14 protein-coding genes are annotated in these 16676 nt (G+C 45.9%); 6 read left to right on the top strand and 8 right to left on the bottom strand.

Annotated elements, in window-relative coordinates; all coding sequences use genetic code 11:
• Nucleotides 1-10: 10 nt before the first annotated feature.
• Nucleotides 11-802 (bottom strand): hypothetical protein, encoded by a 792-nt coding sequence (locus IRJ16_RS12460; RefSeq protein ID WP_194111907.1) that lies wholly within the window; start codon nucleotides 800-802, stop codon nucleotides 11-13.
• A 70-nt stretch (nucleotides 803-872) separates the two neighbouring features.
• On the bottom strand, nucleotides 873-1748 hold the full coding sequence (locus IRJ16_RS12455) for a PKD domain-containing protein (protein ID WP_194111906.1): 876 nt from the start codon (nucleotides 1746-1748) through the stop codon (nucleotides 873-875).
• 472 nt (nucleotides 1749-2220) lie between these two features.
• Between IRJ16_RS12455 and IRJ16_RS12450 the strand changes: the two genes are divergently transcribed.
• From IRJ16_RS12450 to IRJ16_RS12440, 3 genes are all read left to right on the top strand, one after another.
• A complete protein-coding gene (locus IRJ16_RS12450) occupies nucleotides 2221-3315 on the top strand; it encodes a sensor histidine kinase (protein WP_228080093.1) in 1095 nt (364 codons plus the stop codon).
• 6 nt (nucleotides 3316-3321) lie between these two features.
• The gene (locus IRJ16_RS12445; RefSeq protein WP_194111905.1) at nucleotides 3322-4044 is read left to right on the top strand and encodes a LytR/AlgR family response regulator transcription factor; all 723 of its coding nucleotides are present in this window, start codon (nucleotides 3322-3324) and stop codon (nucleotides 4042-4044) included.
• Between the two features lie 224 nt (nucleotides 4045-4268).
• Nucleotides 4269-5381 (top strand): hypothetical protein, encoded by a 1113-nt coding sequence (locus IRJ16_RS12440; RefSeq protein ID WP_194111904.1) that lies wholly within the window; start codon nucleotides 4269-4271, stop codon nucleotides 5379-5381.
• Between the two features lie 193 nt (nucleotides 5382-5574).
• Here the strand turns inward: IRJ16_RS12440 and IRJ16_RS12435 are convergent, their stop codons facing one another.
• A complete protein-coding gene (locus tag IRJ16_RS12435) occupies nucleotides 5575-6015 on the bottom strand; it encodes a DUF1801 domain-containing protein (RefSeq protein WP_228080091.1) in 441 nt (146 codons plus the stop codon).
• Between the two features lie 56 nt (nucleotides 6016-6071).
• Nucleotides 6072-6566: a cupin domain-containing protein gene (locus IRJ16_RS12430; RefSeq protein ID WP_194111903.1), complete on the bottom strand. Its 495-nt coding sequence runs from the start codon at nucleotides 6564-6566 to the stop codon at nucleotides 6072-6074.
• 111 nt (nucleotides 6567-6677) lie between these two features.
• Between IRJ16_RS12430 and IRJ16_RS12425 the strand changes: the two genes are divergently transcribed.
• On the top strand, nucleotides 6678-7232 hold the full coding sequence (locus IRJ16_RS12425) for an arylesterase (RefSeq protein WP_194111902.1): 555 nt from the start codon (nucleotides 6678-6680) through the stop codon (nucleotides 7230-7232).
• Between the two features lie 159 nt (nucleotides 7233-7391).
• Complete coding sequence (locus IRJ16_RS12420) at nucleotides 7392-7760, top strand: hypothetical protein (protein ID WP_194111901.1); 369 nt, start codon at nucleotides 7392-7394, stop codon at nucleotides 7758-7760.
• Nucleotides 7761-8368: 608 nt separating this feature from the next.
• Here IRJ16_RS12420 and IRJ16_RS12415 read toward each other — a convergent pair.
• The 4 genes from IRJ16_RS12415 to IRJ16_RS12400 form a co-directional block, all read right to left on the bottom strand.
• Complete coding sequence (locus IRJ16_RS12415; protein ID WP_194111900.1) at nucleotides 8369-11812, bottom strand: efflux RND transporter permease subunit; 3444 nt, start codon at nucleotides 11810-11812, stop codon at nucleotides 8369-8371.
• Nucleotides 11813-11839: 27 nt separating this feature from the next.
• Nucleotides 11840-12940 carry an efflux RND transporter periplasmic adaptor subunit gene (locus IRJ16_RS12410; protein ID WP_194111899.1) on the bottom strand — a complete coding sequence of 367 codons (1101 nt, stop codon included), beginning with the start codon at nucleotides 12938-12940 and terminating at the stop codon, nucleotides 11840-11842.
• Nucleotides 12941-12973: 33 nt separating this feature from the next.
• Nucleotides 12974-14344, bottom strand: a complete 1371-nt coding sequence (locus tag IRJ16_RS12405; protein ID WP_194111898.1) for a TolC family protein — start codon at nucleotides 14342-14344, stop codon at nucleotides 12974-12976.
• Between the two features lie 70 nt (nucleotides 14345-14414).
• On the bottom strand, nucleotides 14415-15044 hold the full coding sequence (locus IRJ16_RS12400) for a TetR/AcrR family transcriptional regulator (RefSeq protein ID WP_194111897.1): 630 nt from the start codon (nucleotides 15042-15044) through the stop codon (nucleotides 14415-14417).
• A gap of 274 nt (nucleotides 15045-15318) precedes the next feature.
• Here IRJ16_RS12400 and purB point away from each other — a divergent pair, with 274 nt between their 5' ends.
• Nucleotides 15319-16668, top strand: coding sequence for an adenylosuccinate lyase (gene purB, locus IRJ16_RS12395; protein WP_194111896.1), 1350 nt, complete (start codon nucleotides 15319-15321; stop codon nucleotides 16666-16668).
• The last annotated feature ends 8 nt before the right edge of the window (nucleotides 16669-16676 follow it).

Genomic DNA, 16676 nt, shown 5'->3' with positions numbered 1-16676 from the left:
TGGTTGATGTTTACTGGTAGCTGTATTTGTAATTTTTGTTGATCGGCGGGCTGTCCACATACGTAGTGCTCTCTACACCGTTGATCGGTCTGTTGGCGCCGTTGTAGTTCAGCGAGTAGGTTTTGGTCTCGTTCAGCATGTTGTTCATATTGTAGGTGGTCAGCTTTTTAACGTTATGGGCCGACTTTGGCATGCCAAGTATGTAATACAACGGCTCTGGTACTTCTAATGCATTCGCTTTATCGTCGTATTCATATTCGGTACGTTCCACAAGCGTGTAACCATCGCCCGATAGGTAATAATACTTGTCCGACTTCAGGTCGCCGTTGGCGTAATAGGTATAAACGCTTTTGCCCCATGGTGCCATTTGCCCTTCGATGGTGTAATAGTTCAGCATCTCGCTGATGCGGCCGTTGGCATAATTGAATTTGGTGTAGTTAAGCACAGGGTTTTCTGCATTGCCGGCCTGGCGGTAGTCTATTTGGCCTAACTTATCGCCGTCGTAATTAAAGGTCAGCTCTTTGTCGCCGTAAACCCCAACTGTCAGCTTATCGGTGTTGGCTTCGTAATTAAAATAGTACTCCTGGCGGTAATTGTCGCTGCCCATCTTAAAAAAGTTGAGGTAGCCATGGTCGTTATAGTTGAGGTTGATGGTAGTGCGGCCCATCTCTATTTTCATTAAGCGCGGGGTGTACGGCTCCTTTACCGGGGCGGGTTCTACAGCCGCGTCTTTACGGCAGCTTGTTATGCCTATGGCCAGGCCCATCAGGGCAATAATGGCGGTTCTGAATGTAGTTTTCATGATGATGATGAATTGTGGTTGTTTAAATTGTATTGATTTTTATTAATTGTGATCTTACTGTACAATGTGTCTACTGACCGATCTTTAAGTTGATGCTCCTTGGTTCCGACCTTTTGTTGCCCTTTTTGGCTACCAGGGTAATGGTGTACATACCCGCCGCGTCGAACTTTACCAGCGGATGCTCCTGGCTGCTTTTTTGCCCGTTAGTACCGAAGGTCCATTCCCATCCGTCGCAATTCATAGATCGGCTTACAAACTGTATGTGTTCGCCAACGGAGTAAGGGTAGGGGTGGTAAGCCAATGCGAATGATGCTATCGGCGTATCGCCGGCCACTACGGTGATCGTCTCTTCGTACGGTGCCGAGCGGATGCCGTTCTTTATCGCCACAAGTTTTACTTTGTAAGTGCCGGGCTGATTGAACCTGATACTTGGCGGGACGGTAGCCGAATAAAGCGCGCCATTAACATTCCATTCGTAAGCCGTGGCGTCAACCGACTCGTTAAAGAAGTTTACCACCGCCGGGGCCGAATTTTGCAGATCCTTAAAAGTGTAGGTGAAGTGTGCCACCGGGTCATCGTTGGCTGCGATCACCAGTGTCTTTTTCAGTACCGACTGTTTGTCGCCGTTGGTAGCCACCAGCAAAATATCGTAGGTGCCCGGTTGGGTGTAGGTGACCTGCGTTGGCGCTTGCAGGGTAGATATCTGTCCGTTACCCAGATCCCAGCGGTAGGCGGTAGCACGTTGTGTGCTATTAGTAAAGGTGATGGTTGCCGGGGCCGTTTGTTTGCCTACCCAAGTAAAATCGATAATAGGCGTTGCGGTCTCGGTCGGTATGGGTTTTACGCCGCCGTTCTTTTGGCACGATGCCAGCAGGCTCAGCGCGGCCAGCAGGGCTATGCCTATGGTTTTTAAGGTTGATGGTTTGGTTGATGTGATCGTTTTCATGGTGATATTGTTTTATTTAATTGTGACAGACTATGTTTTGCAATGGGGTGTGACAGTGGCCTTCAAGATCCTTTCTTGAGGAGGGATCTTGGAGGCTGTGTGGAAATGGCTGGGAGGGTTTGGTCGGTTATGCATCGTGGCTAACCCCTCCCTGCTACCGCTCTTTTCCTGCCCGCCCCTCCCGAGGGAGGGAATTGGGCAGCATAGCTTTATCCAGATCCCTCATACCCTTACAACTCTACCCCCGTTCGCTGATGCAAAACTGCAAAGCCCCGTGTCGCATTAAAAGCATCATAGTTACACGGCATGCCTGGATCGGCAACGGGTGAAAACACGGGGGCGGATACCGTTAAACTTTGTAAGGCCGGTGTTTGTCGGGAGGTTGATGTCGTTCGTCGACCAAAGGCTGTTGTCTGTCGATAATTGGCTTAGGACAAGTGGCATATAAGCCGCTGTTGCTTAGTTTTGTACCATGCAACCGACCGCACTTACACAAAAAATGCCTTGGCGACATATTGGCGAGCATGCCTTGTTTTGGCTGCTGGCATCGTTGATGCTGACCTTCTTTTTTGGTGCTACCAAGCCTACCTATTGGTGGGGGTTTGTAGATAACCTGATGTACCTGCCCATCCATATGAGCTATTTTTATGTAATGGCGTATTGGGTGATGCCGCATTACTTGTTACAGGGCAAGTATGGTTGGTTTGCGCTGTTTATGGTGTTGTGCATCATGTCTTCGGCGTTGATGACGCGGATATTGGATATCACCGTTATCGACCCAAGGGTGTATAACGAGTATCAAAAGCAAGACCCTACCTTTACCTGGAACAAGATCCATGGCAGCTTCGCCTATCAACTGTTCAATATGCAGTATTTTGCCAACGCTGCTAAAGGTGTTAACCTGGTGATCTGGACCGCCCTTACCATCAAGTTTTTTAAAATGTGGCACGAACGCCGCGAAGCCGCCCTGCAAGCCGAGTTGAACTTTTTGAAAGGACAGGTGCATCCACACTTCCTGTTCAATACACTGAATAATATTTACGCGCTGTCGTTGTCAAAGTCGGACAAGGCCCCGGCAGTAGTGATCGGTCTGTCTGAGATATTAAAGTATATGTTGTACGAGACCAAGGCAGATACCGTGCCGCTTAAACGAGATGTGGAAGCCATGCAGAACTATATCGAATTGGAGAAACTCCGTTACGAAGGCCGGTTGGATCTGAACGTAAAGATACAAGACGGGATAGACGAGCACCGCATTGCGCCGTTATTGCTGGCCCCCTTGGTAGAGAACGCTTTCAAGCACGGCACCAGTGAGCAGGTTGGGGACGTATGGATCAATATCGACCTGAGCATCCGCGATCAGAAACTCAAATTCAAGGTATCTAACAGTAAACCGACGATCTTACCCGGCGATATCGAAAGGCATAAGGGTAACATCGGCTTGCCAAACGTTAAGAAAAGGCTGGAATTATTGTACCCCAAAGCGCACCAACTGAAAATTTATGAGGAGGATGTGCTTTTCGCTATTATTTTAGAGGTGAACCTGGACAAACACATCAGCCTGTAAACCGCCATGAAAATAAAGGCCATTATTGTTGACGACGAACCACTTGCCATTGAGGTGATCGATACTTACCTGAAAAATTTTGGTGATGTAGAGGTGGTAGCCAAATGCCCCGACGGCATCGAAGCCTTCCGCGTGCTGCAACAAAAGAAGGTCGATCTGGCTTTTCTGGATGTACAAATGCCCGGACTGAAAGGGACCGATCTTGTGCGGACGCTGAAAGATCCGCCAAAGGTGATCTTCACAACCGCTTATCACGACTACGCGGTAGAAGGATTTGACCTGAACGCCATTGATTATTTGGTGAAACCTATCCCGTTCGACCGCTTTCTGAAAGCGATGGATAAGGTTTATCATCACTTCGGCATCAACAGGCAACAACAGGTCTTTCAGGAGACCCTTCTGCAAACTAATACGGCCAACGACTTTATTTACCTGAAAGCCGACCGCAAAATGATCAAGGTAGATGTGGCCGACATCCTGTGGATAGAAAGCGACGGCGACTACATTAAAGTAGCTCTGCCTGGCCGTGTGATCACCTCCAAACAAAAGATCAGCATACTGGAAGAACTGCTGCCCGAAGGTCTGTTCGTACGCATTCACCGCTCATTTATTGTGGCGATAGATAAAGTGGATAGTTATAGCTCGTTATCGGTAGAAATAGCCGGGAAGGAAATACCGATCGGACGGAATTATAAGAATGATGGGTTTAGGAAGTTGAGAGGGAATTGAGGAATGCGAAAGGCGAATGTCAATCGCGAAATAGATAGTGACGCTGATCTGTTGAAAGCTTTCAGCTTCCGCAAGCAGGATGCTTGCGTTATTTTTGGTCGAAGTTTAAAACTTCGACCAGCGTTCGGGGTTTTAGTATAATACCAGTTGGATAGGATAATTATTGTCTTACAATATAATAAATGACAAGTACTTATTATATTTGTCATATCTCTAAACCCAACATGAAAATAAAACTTATCATTATCCTCTTGTTGAACTTAATCATTTTGAGTTCTCTTAAATGTAGAAAAGACACCACACCTGAACCTGTTCCGGACAAGACAGTAGAAGGGTTATTCTTAGGCGTCGTAGGTTTTAACAGCACCGTTTATCCAAAAGCTATGAATAATAACATTACAGCAACTTATTCGGCGATAGACGGCTTGTTAAATACTGTAGACCAAACAGCATTGTGTTATGGTGTTAAGACAGCTATTGAACAACTCAAAACCTTAAATTCGACCCAGACTCTTGACCAAGCTTTTATCGTTAGTTTTACCGATGGTTTGGATAACGTTTCAGCTAATTTTTTCACTAATGTTGGCCAGGGAGCCGTAATACCATACACCGCAGATCTGTTAAGAAATACGTCTATTTCTAACAAACCAATAAAAAGTTACACCATAGGTTTTAAGGGTAATGGCGCTGTTATAGATGCAGACCTTTCGTACTTAGCTGTGAATGGTCAATATTTGCAAGCTAACTCATCCAACATCAATAGCATATTTCAATCCATAGCTCAATCACTTATTGCAACTTCGCAGAATATATCGATAGTAACCAATAATGTAGAGATATTTGCATCTTCTCCTAAATATTTCCGTATCACATTCAATACGTATAGCACCCCGGAATTTACAGGCGCATCCACGCCATTCACCATCTTTGCCCAGATGACGAACATAGACAAGAAATCTCCAGTTTTTAAGGTAACAAGTGCAAAATCATCATCCGTTAAATTTATAGGAGATGATGGGACGCCGATTTCTGGGACCATATCTACTATTATCAGTGGTGGTAAACCTGTTGAAAAGGCCACTATCCCTTTAGAAAACCTTTCCATTACCTCAAGTAATGGACAAAATTTATTTGTAAAAGATTTGTCTTTATCATATAAATATAATCAGAATGATTATGAAACCGACATTGAAGATACTAAAGGTGTAAAATCGATTGCAAAAAATGTTGGTGTAGTATTGGTTTTGGATTGCAGTACATCTTTAGGTAATCAATTTGTACCGATGAAAGAATCGTCAAAAAAATTCATCGAAACGCTGGTCAATAGCGTTAAATAAATTCACTTGTCAATTACTCCTCGATGGCTATATTTAAGAAGCTCGGCGGTCAACCGTCAAACTTCTCTTTTACAAGCCGCTCGATGCTTATAGCTTCGTCCTAACATGTCAAAAGCTTTCAGCTTCCGCAAGCAGGATGCTTGCACTATTTTAGGTCGAAGTTGAAAACTTCGACCAGTTTTTACGAATAACCTTAACACCCTGAATTAGGATACAGCCCTCGCGTATGCTCGGCAGAGCGGCGGGCTATCTCGGCCAGTACATCAGTATCGATATCTTTCAATCGTTTAACGTGCAGGCAGCTGCCTTGTACTTTGTGTTTGCCTAATTTGGCCAGCAGGTCGTCTTTGCCTTCAAAGTCGCCTAATACATACAGGCTGAACTTGCCTTTGCGTGGCGAAAAACCTAATAGGCACATATCCGCCTCGCGACCGCTGGCGTATTTGTAGTGATACACGTCAAACCCAACGATAGCATCGCCCCACATTTTGGGCGGATGGCCGGTCACTTTTTGCAAGATGTCTATGATAGCGTCGCAATCGGCGCGCTCTTGCGGGTCGGTGGCACGGCTATCGAGGAAGTCGGTCACAGAAGCGTCATTCAATACGGTTTTCATGTCGGTTGCTGTGGTCATGGCGGTACGGATTTATCGAACTAATTTAAACAGTTGGGTGTGCAAATGCAAATGGGTCATAATCTGCAAAGCCGGCCAATGATAGCCTTATGCTGTGGGTATTGATCACTCAGCGGACCTGTAACTGCCATCTCGAACTCGGCAAAGTCGAAACCCGGGGCTACGGCGCAACTCACCAATGCGTAATGCTCTTTACCCGGCAACTCTGCCGCGAACCATTGACCCGCGGGGATGACGACTGACAGATTGCCCGAAGGTCGGTCGGATAATTCGTGCACGATGTACTTGCCATCTTTATCTATGGCGTGGATATGCAGCGGCGCGCCCTTATGAAAATACCATATCTCGTCCGACCCGATACGGTGGAAGCCGGAGTAGTCCGCACCCTCCAGTAAATAATGGATGGAGGTGCAGGCTTGTTTGACCATTGTGCCGCCCGTGCGATTAACGGATGTGCCTGAACGAAATGTCTCCGTATAAAAGCCGCCCTCGGGGTGGGGGAGTAAGCCGAGATGGTGTATCCAGTAAGCGGCGGTGTCGGTGTTTGTCATATCGTGATCAATTTAGGGTTTTAAGGCATCGTCAACAAACAAAAGTGCGTTAATACTATTTTCAACAGCATAATAAAAAGAAACGTCACCTTAATGATATTTGACCAACGAATGAAAAATATCCTGTTTTTTGGCGACAGCCTCACCGCCGGCTATGGATTGGCCGATGCCGGCAACGAATCATACCCGGCGTTGATTGGTCAAAAGATCTCGGCCGAAGGTTTGTCGTACCGTATCATTAATGCCGGTGTCAGTGGCGATACATCGGGCGGCGGGCTGAACCGGCTGGACTACTGGATCAGCCAGCCAGTAGATGTTTTTGTATTAGAATTAGGCATTAATGATCTTACCAGGCGTACCGCGCCGTCCACTATCTATAATAACCTGGAGGCTATCGTAAAAAAAGTTATTGCCAAACACCCAAAAGTTAAACTGGCTTTGATGGGGATGCAATTACCTGCCTTTATTCCCGGGACGTTGGTGGCCGAGTTCAGAGCTATTTATCAAAAACTGGCGGACACCTATCATATGGCATTAGTGCCTTTCTTTTTAGATGGTGTGGCAGGTATGCGACACCTTAACATCAGGGATGGTATTCACCCAAATGCCGAGGGTTACGGCATCATTGCAAATAACGTATGGCCCGTTTTACGGACGTTATTGTAAGAAGATCACCTATTTGTAAATAAATTGTTAAAACCTATTTGGATTATTAACGGACAGTACTTAATTTCATGTAAATTTCATTTGGTAAGCATACTACATTGCCAAATGCAAACGTTAACCTTATAGTTTACCTGTTCACTAATATCCTTGTAAAAAGAAATGGAAAGCACTCTCGACCCCAAGAACATCCTTGAACATTTACAAACGCTATTACACCAAATTAAACGCCTTGCTACCTTTGCTTATACAGAGAGCAATGCCTTTGCCCTTACGTTACTTAACCGTAAACGTATGGAGATCGAAGAAGAACTGATCCCGCTGGTGCCCGAAGCCCCTGTGCAGGACATTCATCAAAGCCGTACCATGAAAGCCATTTTGCTTTGCTACAAACCGGTGCGCCGTAAGCTAAAAGCGATAGATAAAAGTTTAGAAACCTACTATCGCGACGGTTTGGCCGGTCTGCAGCATGAGGTTGAGGCCCTTATCGCTTTTGTAACGCCTACAATTACTAAACTTAAAGTGTCATAAATACACTAAGGTTTGCAATTTTATCAACATTAAATTCACATTTGGCAACATTATCGGCCAAAACTTGCCTTTGTGTTAAAAATATGTTAAATCTTATAAAAAGTTTGTCGAACGTGTTACAACGTCTTATATTTGTATCATAATAATTCGTCTCTCACATATAAGGTTTATAATTGGTTTAAGTAAAGGTCCCTGCCCATCAGGGGCCTTGCTTTTTTTATAGACTTTTGGTTTTCTGATCTCTTTTTATTGTCATGTTGAGGAACGAAACATCCTGAAGCTTTGCAATTTGGATATGCAATTCCGCTCCGCTATGTTACGGATCCTTCGCTGTGCTCCAGAATGACAAAAGATAACTTCCGCAAGCAGGATGCTTTCAGTATTATAGGTCTAAGTCGAAAACTTAAACCATGAGGTATCTTTCGCTGATCTTACAAGCGAAGGACACACCCCTGACCCCGCTCAAGCGGGGAAGCAAGATGTTGATGCTGAAGCTCTCACTTTCACCCCGTCGCCCCAACCACCCTGCGCCACGCTCACAACAAAAAAGGCCGCCCGATATCGCTATCGAACGGCCTTGTGCTGATCTTTGGGAAGATCGGTTATTTTTAATGTCCGCCTTCTACTTTAACTTGGCCGGCTTTAAGGTCGCCACCGATCTTTTTACCGGTGAAACGTTCTTTCAAATTTGCCCAGATCAGGTACATACATGGCACCAGTATCAGGGTGATCACGGTAGCAAAACCAAGCCCGAAGATCATGGTCCAGGCTAATGGGCCCCAGAATGCCACGTTATCGCCACCGAAGTGGATGTGCGGTGCAAAGTGCGAGAACATGCCCACAAAGTCGATATTGAAACCAACTGCCAGCGGGATCAAACCTAATATGGCTGCTGTCGCGGTCAGTAATACCGGGGTCATACGGGTATGGCCGGCTTCAACAACGGCGTCGTGCACGTTCATGCCCTGGCCTACCAGCATATCGGTAAACTCTACCAGTAGGATACCGTTACGCACCACCACACCTGCAAGGGCAATGATACCGATACCTGTCATCACAATGGCCATGGTCATACCAAATAAGCTCACGCCTAAAAATACACCTATGATACTGAAGAATATCTCAGAGATAATGATCAGCGTTTTACCTATCGAGTTAAATTGGATCATCAAGATCAACAGGATCAAACCAAATGAAACCCCTAAAGCAGTCAAAAGGAATATCATTGCTTCCATTTGGTCTTCCTGACCACCACCCTGACGGATGATCACATCATCCGACTTTTTAAAGTCGGCCAATGAGCGCAGGATCGCGGCGTTCACATCGTTAGGGTTGTTCGGCTTAATTACGTTACTACCCAGGGTCAATACGCGGCGTTGTTGCTTGCGTTTGATGTTGCTGTAGGTGTTGGTATAACGCACATCAGAGAAGGCAGAAATAGGCACCTGGCGAATAGCGCCCCCGCTGGCCATATCGCGATAAGTGATCTTCAAATTCTTCAATTCATCGATATTGCCACGCTGCTCTTCTAAAGCGCGTACTTTGATCTGGTAATCATCTTCTTTAGTGTTACGGAAATCTCCTGCTTTTAAGCCTAAAATTGCCGTTACCAAATTTCGGGTCACCACCCCGCTGCTAATGCCTTCGCGGTTGGCACGTTCGCGGTCAATATCAAATACGATCTCGGGCTTGTCACTTTCAACGTCGGCTTGCAGGTTCTCTATACCCGGGATGTTTTGTTTGGCCAGGTAAGCTTTTAAACGGTTACCGGTAGCCACCAGGGTATCCAGGTTATCGCCAATGATCTCTATCGCGATATCTTTTTGCACCGGCGGGCCACTGTTCTCTTGGGTTACAGATATCTTGGCACCGGGCACACCTTGTACCGCGTTACGGATCTTTTGCAGTATCGCTTTGGTGTCTTTACCTTCACGTTTACCAAATTCAACAAACGCTACGGTCACTTTACCTTTATTTTGATAATCGCCCTGGTCCTCGTCGGTAGGGTCGGTAACGCCTTTGGTCACGTTAGAGATAACCGACGATACGATGTCTTTATCAGCCTCTACAGCGGCAGCTACTTTTTTCTCGATGTTCTTTGTTACCTCGTTAGTAGTAGCCTGATCGGTACCGATAGGCAAGGCAACGTACACATAAGCAAAGTTAGGGTCGCCTGACGGGAAGAACACCGGGGTTTTGCCCAGTACGCTATTAATTACCAAAGCGACAATGAACAGGACAAAAGTACCGCCCAATACCAAACCTGGTCTCTTTACAGCACGCTCCAACCATTTGGCATACCAGGCCTGGAATTTAGGCCACACGCCATTTTGAAATTTATCAATAGTGCGTAATAACACAAAATGGTTAAGCAGGTACAAAAATATACAGAACACCAGGAAATTACCCATACCCATGGTCCAAGATCCGGTGAAGAACATCACATAACTCAAGGCAGCTAACACAGCCAGTATGATGGTCACTTTACGGGTCTTCTTATCAAAGGTCATGCGGTCATGCTCGCCTGCAACGTGCGGTTTCATGAAATCTACAGCGAATACCGGGTTCATGATATATGCTACTACCAACGATGCCAGTAAAGTGATGATCAGCGTGATAGGCAGGAAGAACATGAAGTGGCCGATCAAACTGTTCCAGAAAGCCAAAGGTACGAATGGGGCCAAGGTGGTCATTGTACCGGAAAGTACCGGTAAGAACACCTCGCCGGCAGCCATTTTAGCGGCCTCTTTAATTGGCACTTTACCGTTATCAAAAATACGGTGGGTATTCTCGATAACTACGATCGCGTCATCCACCACAATACCCAGCGCCAACAGGAACGAGAACAACACGATCATGTTCAACGTGAACCCAATGGCCGGCATAATAAGGAAGGCGATAAAGCACGATAGCGGTACCGACAAGGCCACAAAGATGGCGTTGGTAGTACCCATAAAGAACATCAAAATAACCGTTACCAAAATAAAACCGATAACGATGGTGTTGATCAGGTCATTCAGAGTTACACGGGTCTTGTCGCTTTGGTCGCCGGTTACGGTGATATTTAAACCTTTAGGGAAAACCGTTTTTTGTTTTTGTTTGATCAGCGCATTGATCTTGTCCGATGCTTCGATCAGATTCTCGCCTGCACGTTTACTCACGTTCAGGGTAATTACGTTCTTAAACTCTTTGCTATCCGGTGTTTTTAAACGGGCATAGCTTTCTTGCTCCAGAAACGAGTCCTTCACATCAGCAATGTCGCGCAGGTAAACCGCACGGCCTGCAGGGTTACGGATTACCATTGCCCTCACTTCGTCAGCATTTTTAAAATCCTGATTGATATCAATACTACGGCGTACGCCATCGGCTTTAATACTACCTACCGAAGCCAGGATATTTTCACTGCTTAATGATTGTAAAATATCATCAAAGCTGACCTGCGCGGCTGCCATTTTGTTCAGGTCAACATTCACCTGGATCTCGGGCGTTAAAGCGCCAACTTCATCAACTCTCGATATTTCTTTAAAACTTTCAATATCGTCCTTTAACAGGTCGGCATATTCTTTCAATCGTTTAAGATCGTAATCGCCGGACAGGTTGACGTATAGGATGGGCAGATCCGCTACGTTGATATCCGAAATGACGGACTCCTTCAGGTTATCATCATTTTGCGGAAGATCCGGTTTAGCTTTATCTACGGCTTCTTTTACATCTATCTTGGCATCCTTTATCTTCACGTTGGCCTGAAACTCGGCCGTGATGATAGATACATTCTGTACCGAGTTTGATGTAACTTTCTTTAAACCTTTAAGCGATTTAAGTTTCTTCTCTATTTGGCGCGTTACCAGGTTTTCCACGTTCTGCGGCGATTGGCCAATAAAGGTCGTCGATACGAATACCTTAGACTGGGCAATATCCGGGAAGTTCTCTTTAGGGAGATTATTGTACGTGATGATACCTAATACGGTGATCAGGAATATGATCACATATATGGCCGTTTTATTTTCGATGGCCCAACTTGATGGCCCAAATTCTTTGTGAACGTCTTTCATATCTAAAAGATCAATTGTTTAGGAAAATTAATTAGCGGCTAATACTTTGATCTTGTCGCCATCCTCTACATCGGTAGCGCCATCGGTAACCAGCGAGTCACCCGCTTTTAAGCCCGATAATATCTCTGATTGGCCTGCGTAAGTAGCGCCAACTTTAACATTCACTTTTTTAGCAACACCGTTGTTGTTAATGAACACAAAGTCGCCATTCTCTGAACGTTGAACCGCTTTAACCGGGATGATGATCGCGTTGTTGTTAGTATAGTTAGCGATCTTTAGGATAGCCGTCATGTTAGGGCGTAAGGTTTTGCGCTGAGGCAATTTAACCTCTACCGCGAAGCTACGCGAGTTAGGGTCGATCACCTTCGCAGCGAATGTTAAGGTAGTGTTTACCGAATCTTTAGCATCCGGCACTACTACGGTAACTTTTGCACCTTGTGAAATACTGCCTGAGTTTGACTCCGGAACATCGGCCTTAACTTTCAACGCATCAGCATTAACGATGCGGATACCTGTTTGACCCGGCGCAGCAGCCTGACCAAGTTTAAGATCCATTTGATCCACCGTACCATTGATAGGCGATTTGATGGTGTACATATCAGCTTGTTGCTTTACGGCTGCCAACTGTTTTTGACCGGCCTCTAAATTGGTTTTAGCTTGCAAGTACTGGATCTCGGTACCGATCTTTTGGTCCCAAAGGTTTTTTTGACGTTGGAAAACCGTGCGTTGCAGATCTAACTGTGCTTCGCCCTGGGCTATCTGCTGTTTCAATACTGCATTATCCAACTGCGCCAAGATCTGGCCTTTGCTTACGCGCTGACCGGCTTTTACGTAGATATTAGTAATAGTACCCTGTGCCTGCGGGAAAGCGGTAACGTTATCCTGGGCATCTATACGGCCTTGGATCTGTACATAGTTGGTGAATTGACCGGTCTTGATCTCGTTAACCCTTACTTCGGTCACCTTTGCCGAATCTGCTGATGGATTTTCGGCCTCGATCTTAGCTATTTTTTGTGCAAGCTCAGCTTGTTGTTTTTTAAGATCGGCCAGTTCGGTCTTAGGATCTTTAGACTTTCCGCCGCAAGCCGCTAAAAGACTTAATACTGCTATGTATGCTATTTTTTTCATGTCGCGTGTGTGTTGTTGTGTGATGTGATAATGTTATTGTATCCTTCCGTAAGCCTGGTCAAGGTTAACCTTGTTGATCAGGGCATCGTAAAGTGACTGTATGTAATCGTTGTTGGCGGTCTCTAAAGCGGTTTGCGCCTGGGTAACCTCAATGCTTGATCCTACACCCTGGCCATATTTTATTTTAGAAACCCTAAGCACCTCGTTAGCCAATCCCTGATTGCGTTTTTGATTGGTTAAAGATTGCAGGCTATTGATATAAGTAACCCTTGCGGCGGTACCTTGCAAGGTCAACCCGTTTTTAGCGTTGTGCAGATCATTCTTAGATTTTTCTACCGTGATCTTAGCTTGTTGTAACCTGCTGCTACGCTGGAAACCACTGAAGATAGGGATGCTGATATTTAACCCAACAAAGCTGTACGGGTACGGGTGACTGTACAGATACTTAGTTTGGTTCTCCTGAAACACGTTAGCAAAGGCAGCGTTTGCAAATGCTGTCGGCATAAACTCGGCTTTGCGGTTCTTAACTTCTAATTCGTTCAGGTTTTTGGCGGTCTCTAACAAGCCATACTCTACACGGTTACGGTAAAATGTGGTATCAGCAGCTGTCTCAGCCAGGTTTTGGGTCAGGTTAACGTCCGATAGTTTGTCGGTCAAAGTTAACTTGTCGCCAATAGGCATGCCCATTTGGAATTTCAGCATCGCGTCGGTTATCTCTAAAGTGCGCTCCACATTTTGGCGGGTGGTCACCAGGTTATTGTACTGCACCTCTAAACGGTCAACATCTATCTTTTCTACAAAGCCTTGTTTGTTCTGTTGCGATGTCTCGTTAAAGGTCTGTTTCAATTGGGCGATGTTAGCATCCAGTAGTTTGATCTGCTCTACACTCACCAGCATTTGATAGTAAGCTTTACTTACGCCAACATTGATCTGGATCTTGGTGCGGGCAAGCTGGCGTTGCGATAACTCTTTATAAGTTTTAACCGCTTGCAAGCCTACAAAAAAGCTACCGTTGAAAAGCAATTGCGATGCCTGTGCCTGAAAGGTGTTGCTGTACTGCACCGGACCAAATGGCAATACCTCTAAAGGCGCCTTAGGGTTGTAGTTACCCGAGAACAGACCGGCAGGTGCCAACTGAGCAGGTGCACGCAGATAATCCTGAAATGTGATAGAGCCATCTATCTGTGGCAGGCCCTGGCCTTTAACCTCTTTGATCCTTAGGTCGGCATTGGCAACGTCCAGCTTAGCATTCTTGATAGAATCCTGGTGCTCGTAAGCATAGGCAATGCATTCCGCCAGCGTAAAGCTGTAGGTTTGCGGCCCCGCGGCGGGCGGCGATGTTTGCGCCACGCTCCGCAGCGCTGCAAGCCCGCATAGTAGTGTTATTGCTGCTATTTTTCTCATGTATTGTGTGTGTGGGTTGTGATGTATATGTGTTTTATGTTTCCAAAGTTGCATACCGCTAATGACACCCCTATGTCAGTAGCTTATGATCTTGTTTAATTACGTTCTTATATTTTTCTAAAAGCTTGTAACCTTCCATGGTACAGATGCCGTAGTTAAAATGCTCGATGAATTGATATTGCACCGTCCACGGGCTGAACTCGTTGAACGGAAAAATGTCGGCGTTAAAGCCCATCTCTACCTGATTCACCCGCATACGTGCAATGATCCTTTCATTCAATTCGGGGCGGATGTAGCCTTGCTCTTTGCCTTTACTTAGCAAATTCTCCAGCATGCCTATCATTACATTAGCTTTAAACTCCTGGAAAAGCCCCCAGGCATCCGGGTGATACTTTTGCATATCGTGCATCAGGATGGGGTTGGCGCGGGATAGGATCTCCTCAGCGCAGGTCATCATTTTGAGTAACTGCTCTATCACGTCGACGGGTGCCGCCATGATCTCTTCCATCTCTTTCACATCCTTATCCATCTCGCGGCGCATTAATGCGCTCACTAACTCATTCTTATCACCAAAAAATTGGTAAATGGTCTTTTTAGATACGCCCAAGTGCTTGGCGATATCATCCATCGTCACCGCTTTGATCCCTGCCTTTAGGAAAAGATCCAAACTCCCCGTTAAAATTCTATCTGTTTGACTCATTGACTTTCGAAGTCAAAACTACGGAAACATTTTTTGATCTCAAAGTTTCCATTTTGTTAAGTCTTCAGTCTGAAGCCGAAAGTCAGAAGTCTGACGATCGGATGACTTTGTTAAGTCTTAAGCCGGGAGTCTTAAGTCGAAAGTCATGAGTCAGAAGTTTTAGGTCATTGACTGATCCCATTTAAATGTTCATAGGCTTCCGACTTAAGACTTCTGACTCATGACTTCCGGACTTAAAACCCTATCTTTGCCGAAAAAATAAAGCTATATCTCTATGTCGACGACGCTTACGCCGCTTATGGCCATTTCTCCTGTTGATGGCCGCTACCACAATGCCACTGCCGAACTGGGCGCTTATTTCTCTGAGTTCGCGCTGATCAAGTACCGCGTGTTTGTAGAGATAGAGTACTTTATAGCTTTATATAGCCACCCGCTGCCGCAATTGCAGGGTTTTGATACCTCGCTGACCGATAAGTTACGCGACATCTATAAAAACTTCAGCATCGAGGATGCCGACAGCATCAAGCTAATCGAGAAGACCACTAACCACGATGTAAAGGCGGTAGAGTATTTCATCAAAGGAAAGTTCGACGAGCTTGGCTTGGCTGATCATAAAGAATTCATCCACTTCGGACTGACATCGCAAGATATTAACAACACCGCCATCCCTTATAGCTTTAAAATAGCTTTACAGGATGTGTACTACCCGGCGATAGAAAACCTGATCGGTCAGTTACAAAAACGTGCCGACGAGTGGGCCACAGTACCGATGCTGGCACACACGCACGGTCAGCCGGCATCGCCAACGCGCTTGGGTAAAGAGATATTGGTGTTTGTAGAGCGTTTGAAAAAGCAAGTAGACTTATTGAAAGCCGTACCTGCTTCGGCCAAGTTTGGCGGCGCGACCGGTAATTTCAACGCGCACCACGTAGCTTATCCGCAGATAGACTGGACCGCCTTCGGCAATAAATTCGTGAATGAGCAATTAGGTTTAAGCCGCTCGCAATACACCACCCAAATAGAACATTACGATAATTTTGCTGCCCAGTGCGATGCGCTAAAACGCATCAACAATATCCTGATCGATCTGGACCGCGACGTGTGGACCTACATCAGCATGAACTACTTTAAGCAGCAGATCAAAGCCGGCGAGGTAGGTTCATCTGCCATGCCGCATAAGGTTAACCCAATAGATTTTGAGAACTCGGAAGGTAACCTGGGTATCGCCAATGCCTTATTTGAGCACTTAGCTGCCAAGCTCCCGATCTCGCGCCTGCAACGCGACCTGACCGATAGTACCGTTCTGCGCAACATTGGCGTGCCAGTAGCGCACACGCTGATCGCTATAAAATCGACCGTACGCGGCCTGAATAAATTATTACTGAACCCAGCCGCTATCGACGCACACCTGGAAGCCAATTGGGCAGTAGTTGCCGAGGCTATCCAGACCATCCTGCGTCGCGAAGCTTACCCTAACCCATACGAGGCCCTTAAAGAACTGACCCGCACCAACACCCACGTTACCGGTGCTACCATTGCCGAATTTGTGGATACGCTGGATGTGAGTGATGCTGTTAAGGCTGAATTGAAGGGGATCACTCCTGGGAATTATACGGGAGTGTAAATTTCAAT

The organism is Mucilaginibacter myungsuensis (assembly GCF_015222005.1).
Lineage (GTDB): Bacteria > Bacteroidota > Bacteroidia > Sphingobacteriales > Sphingobacteriaceae > Mucilaginibacter > Mucilaginibacter myungsuensis.
Note: the sequence above shows the minus strand (reverse complement) of the source record. Positions and strands in the feature narration are given on the sequence as shown.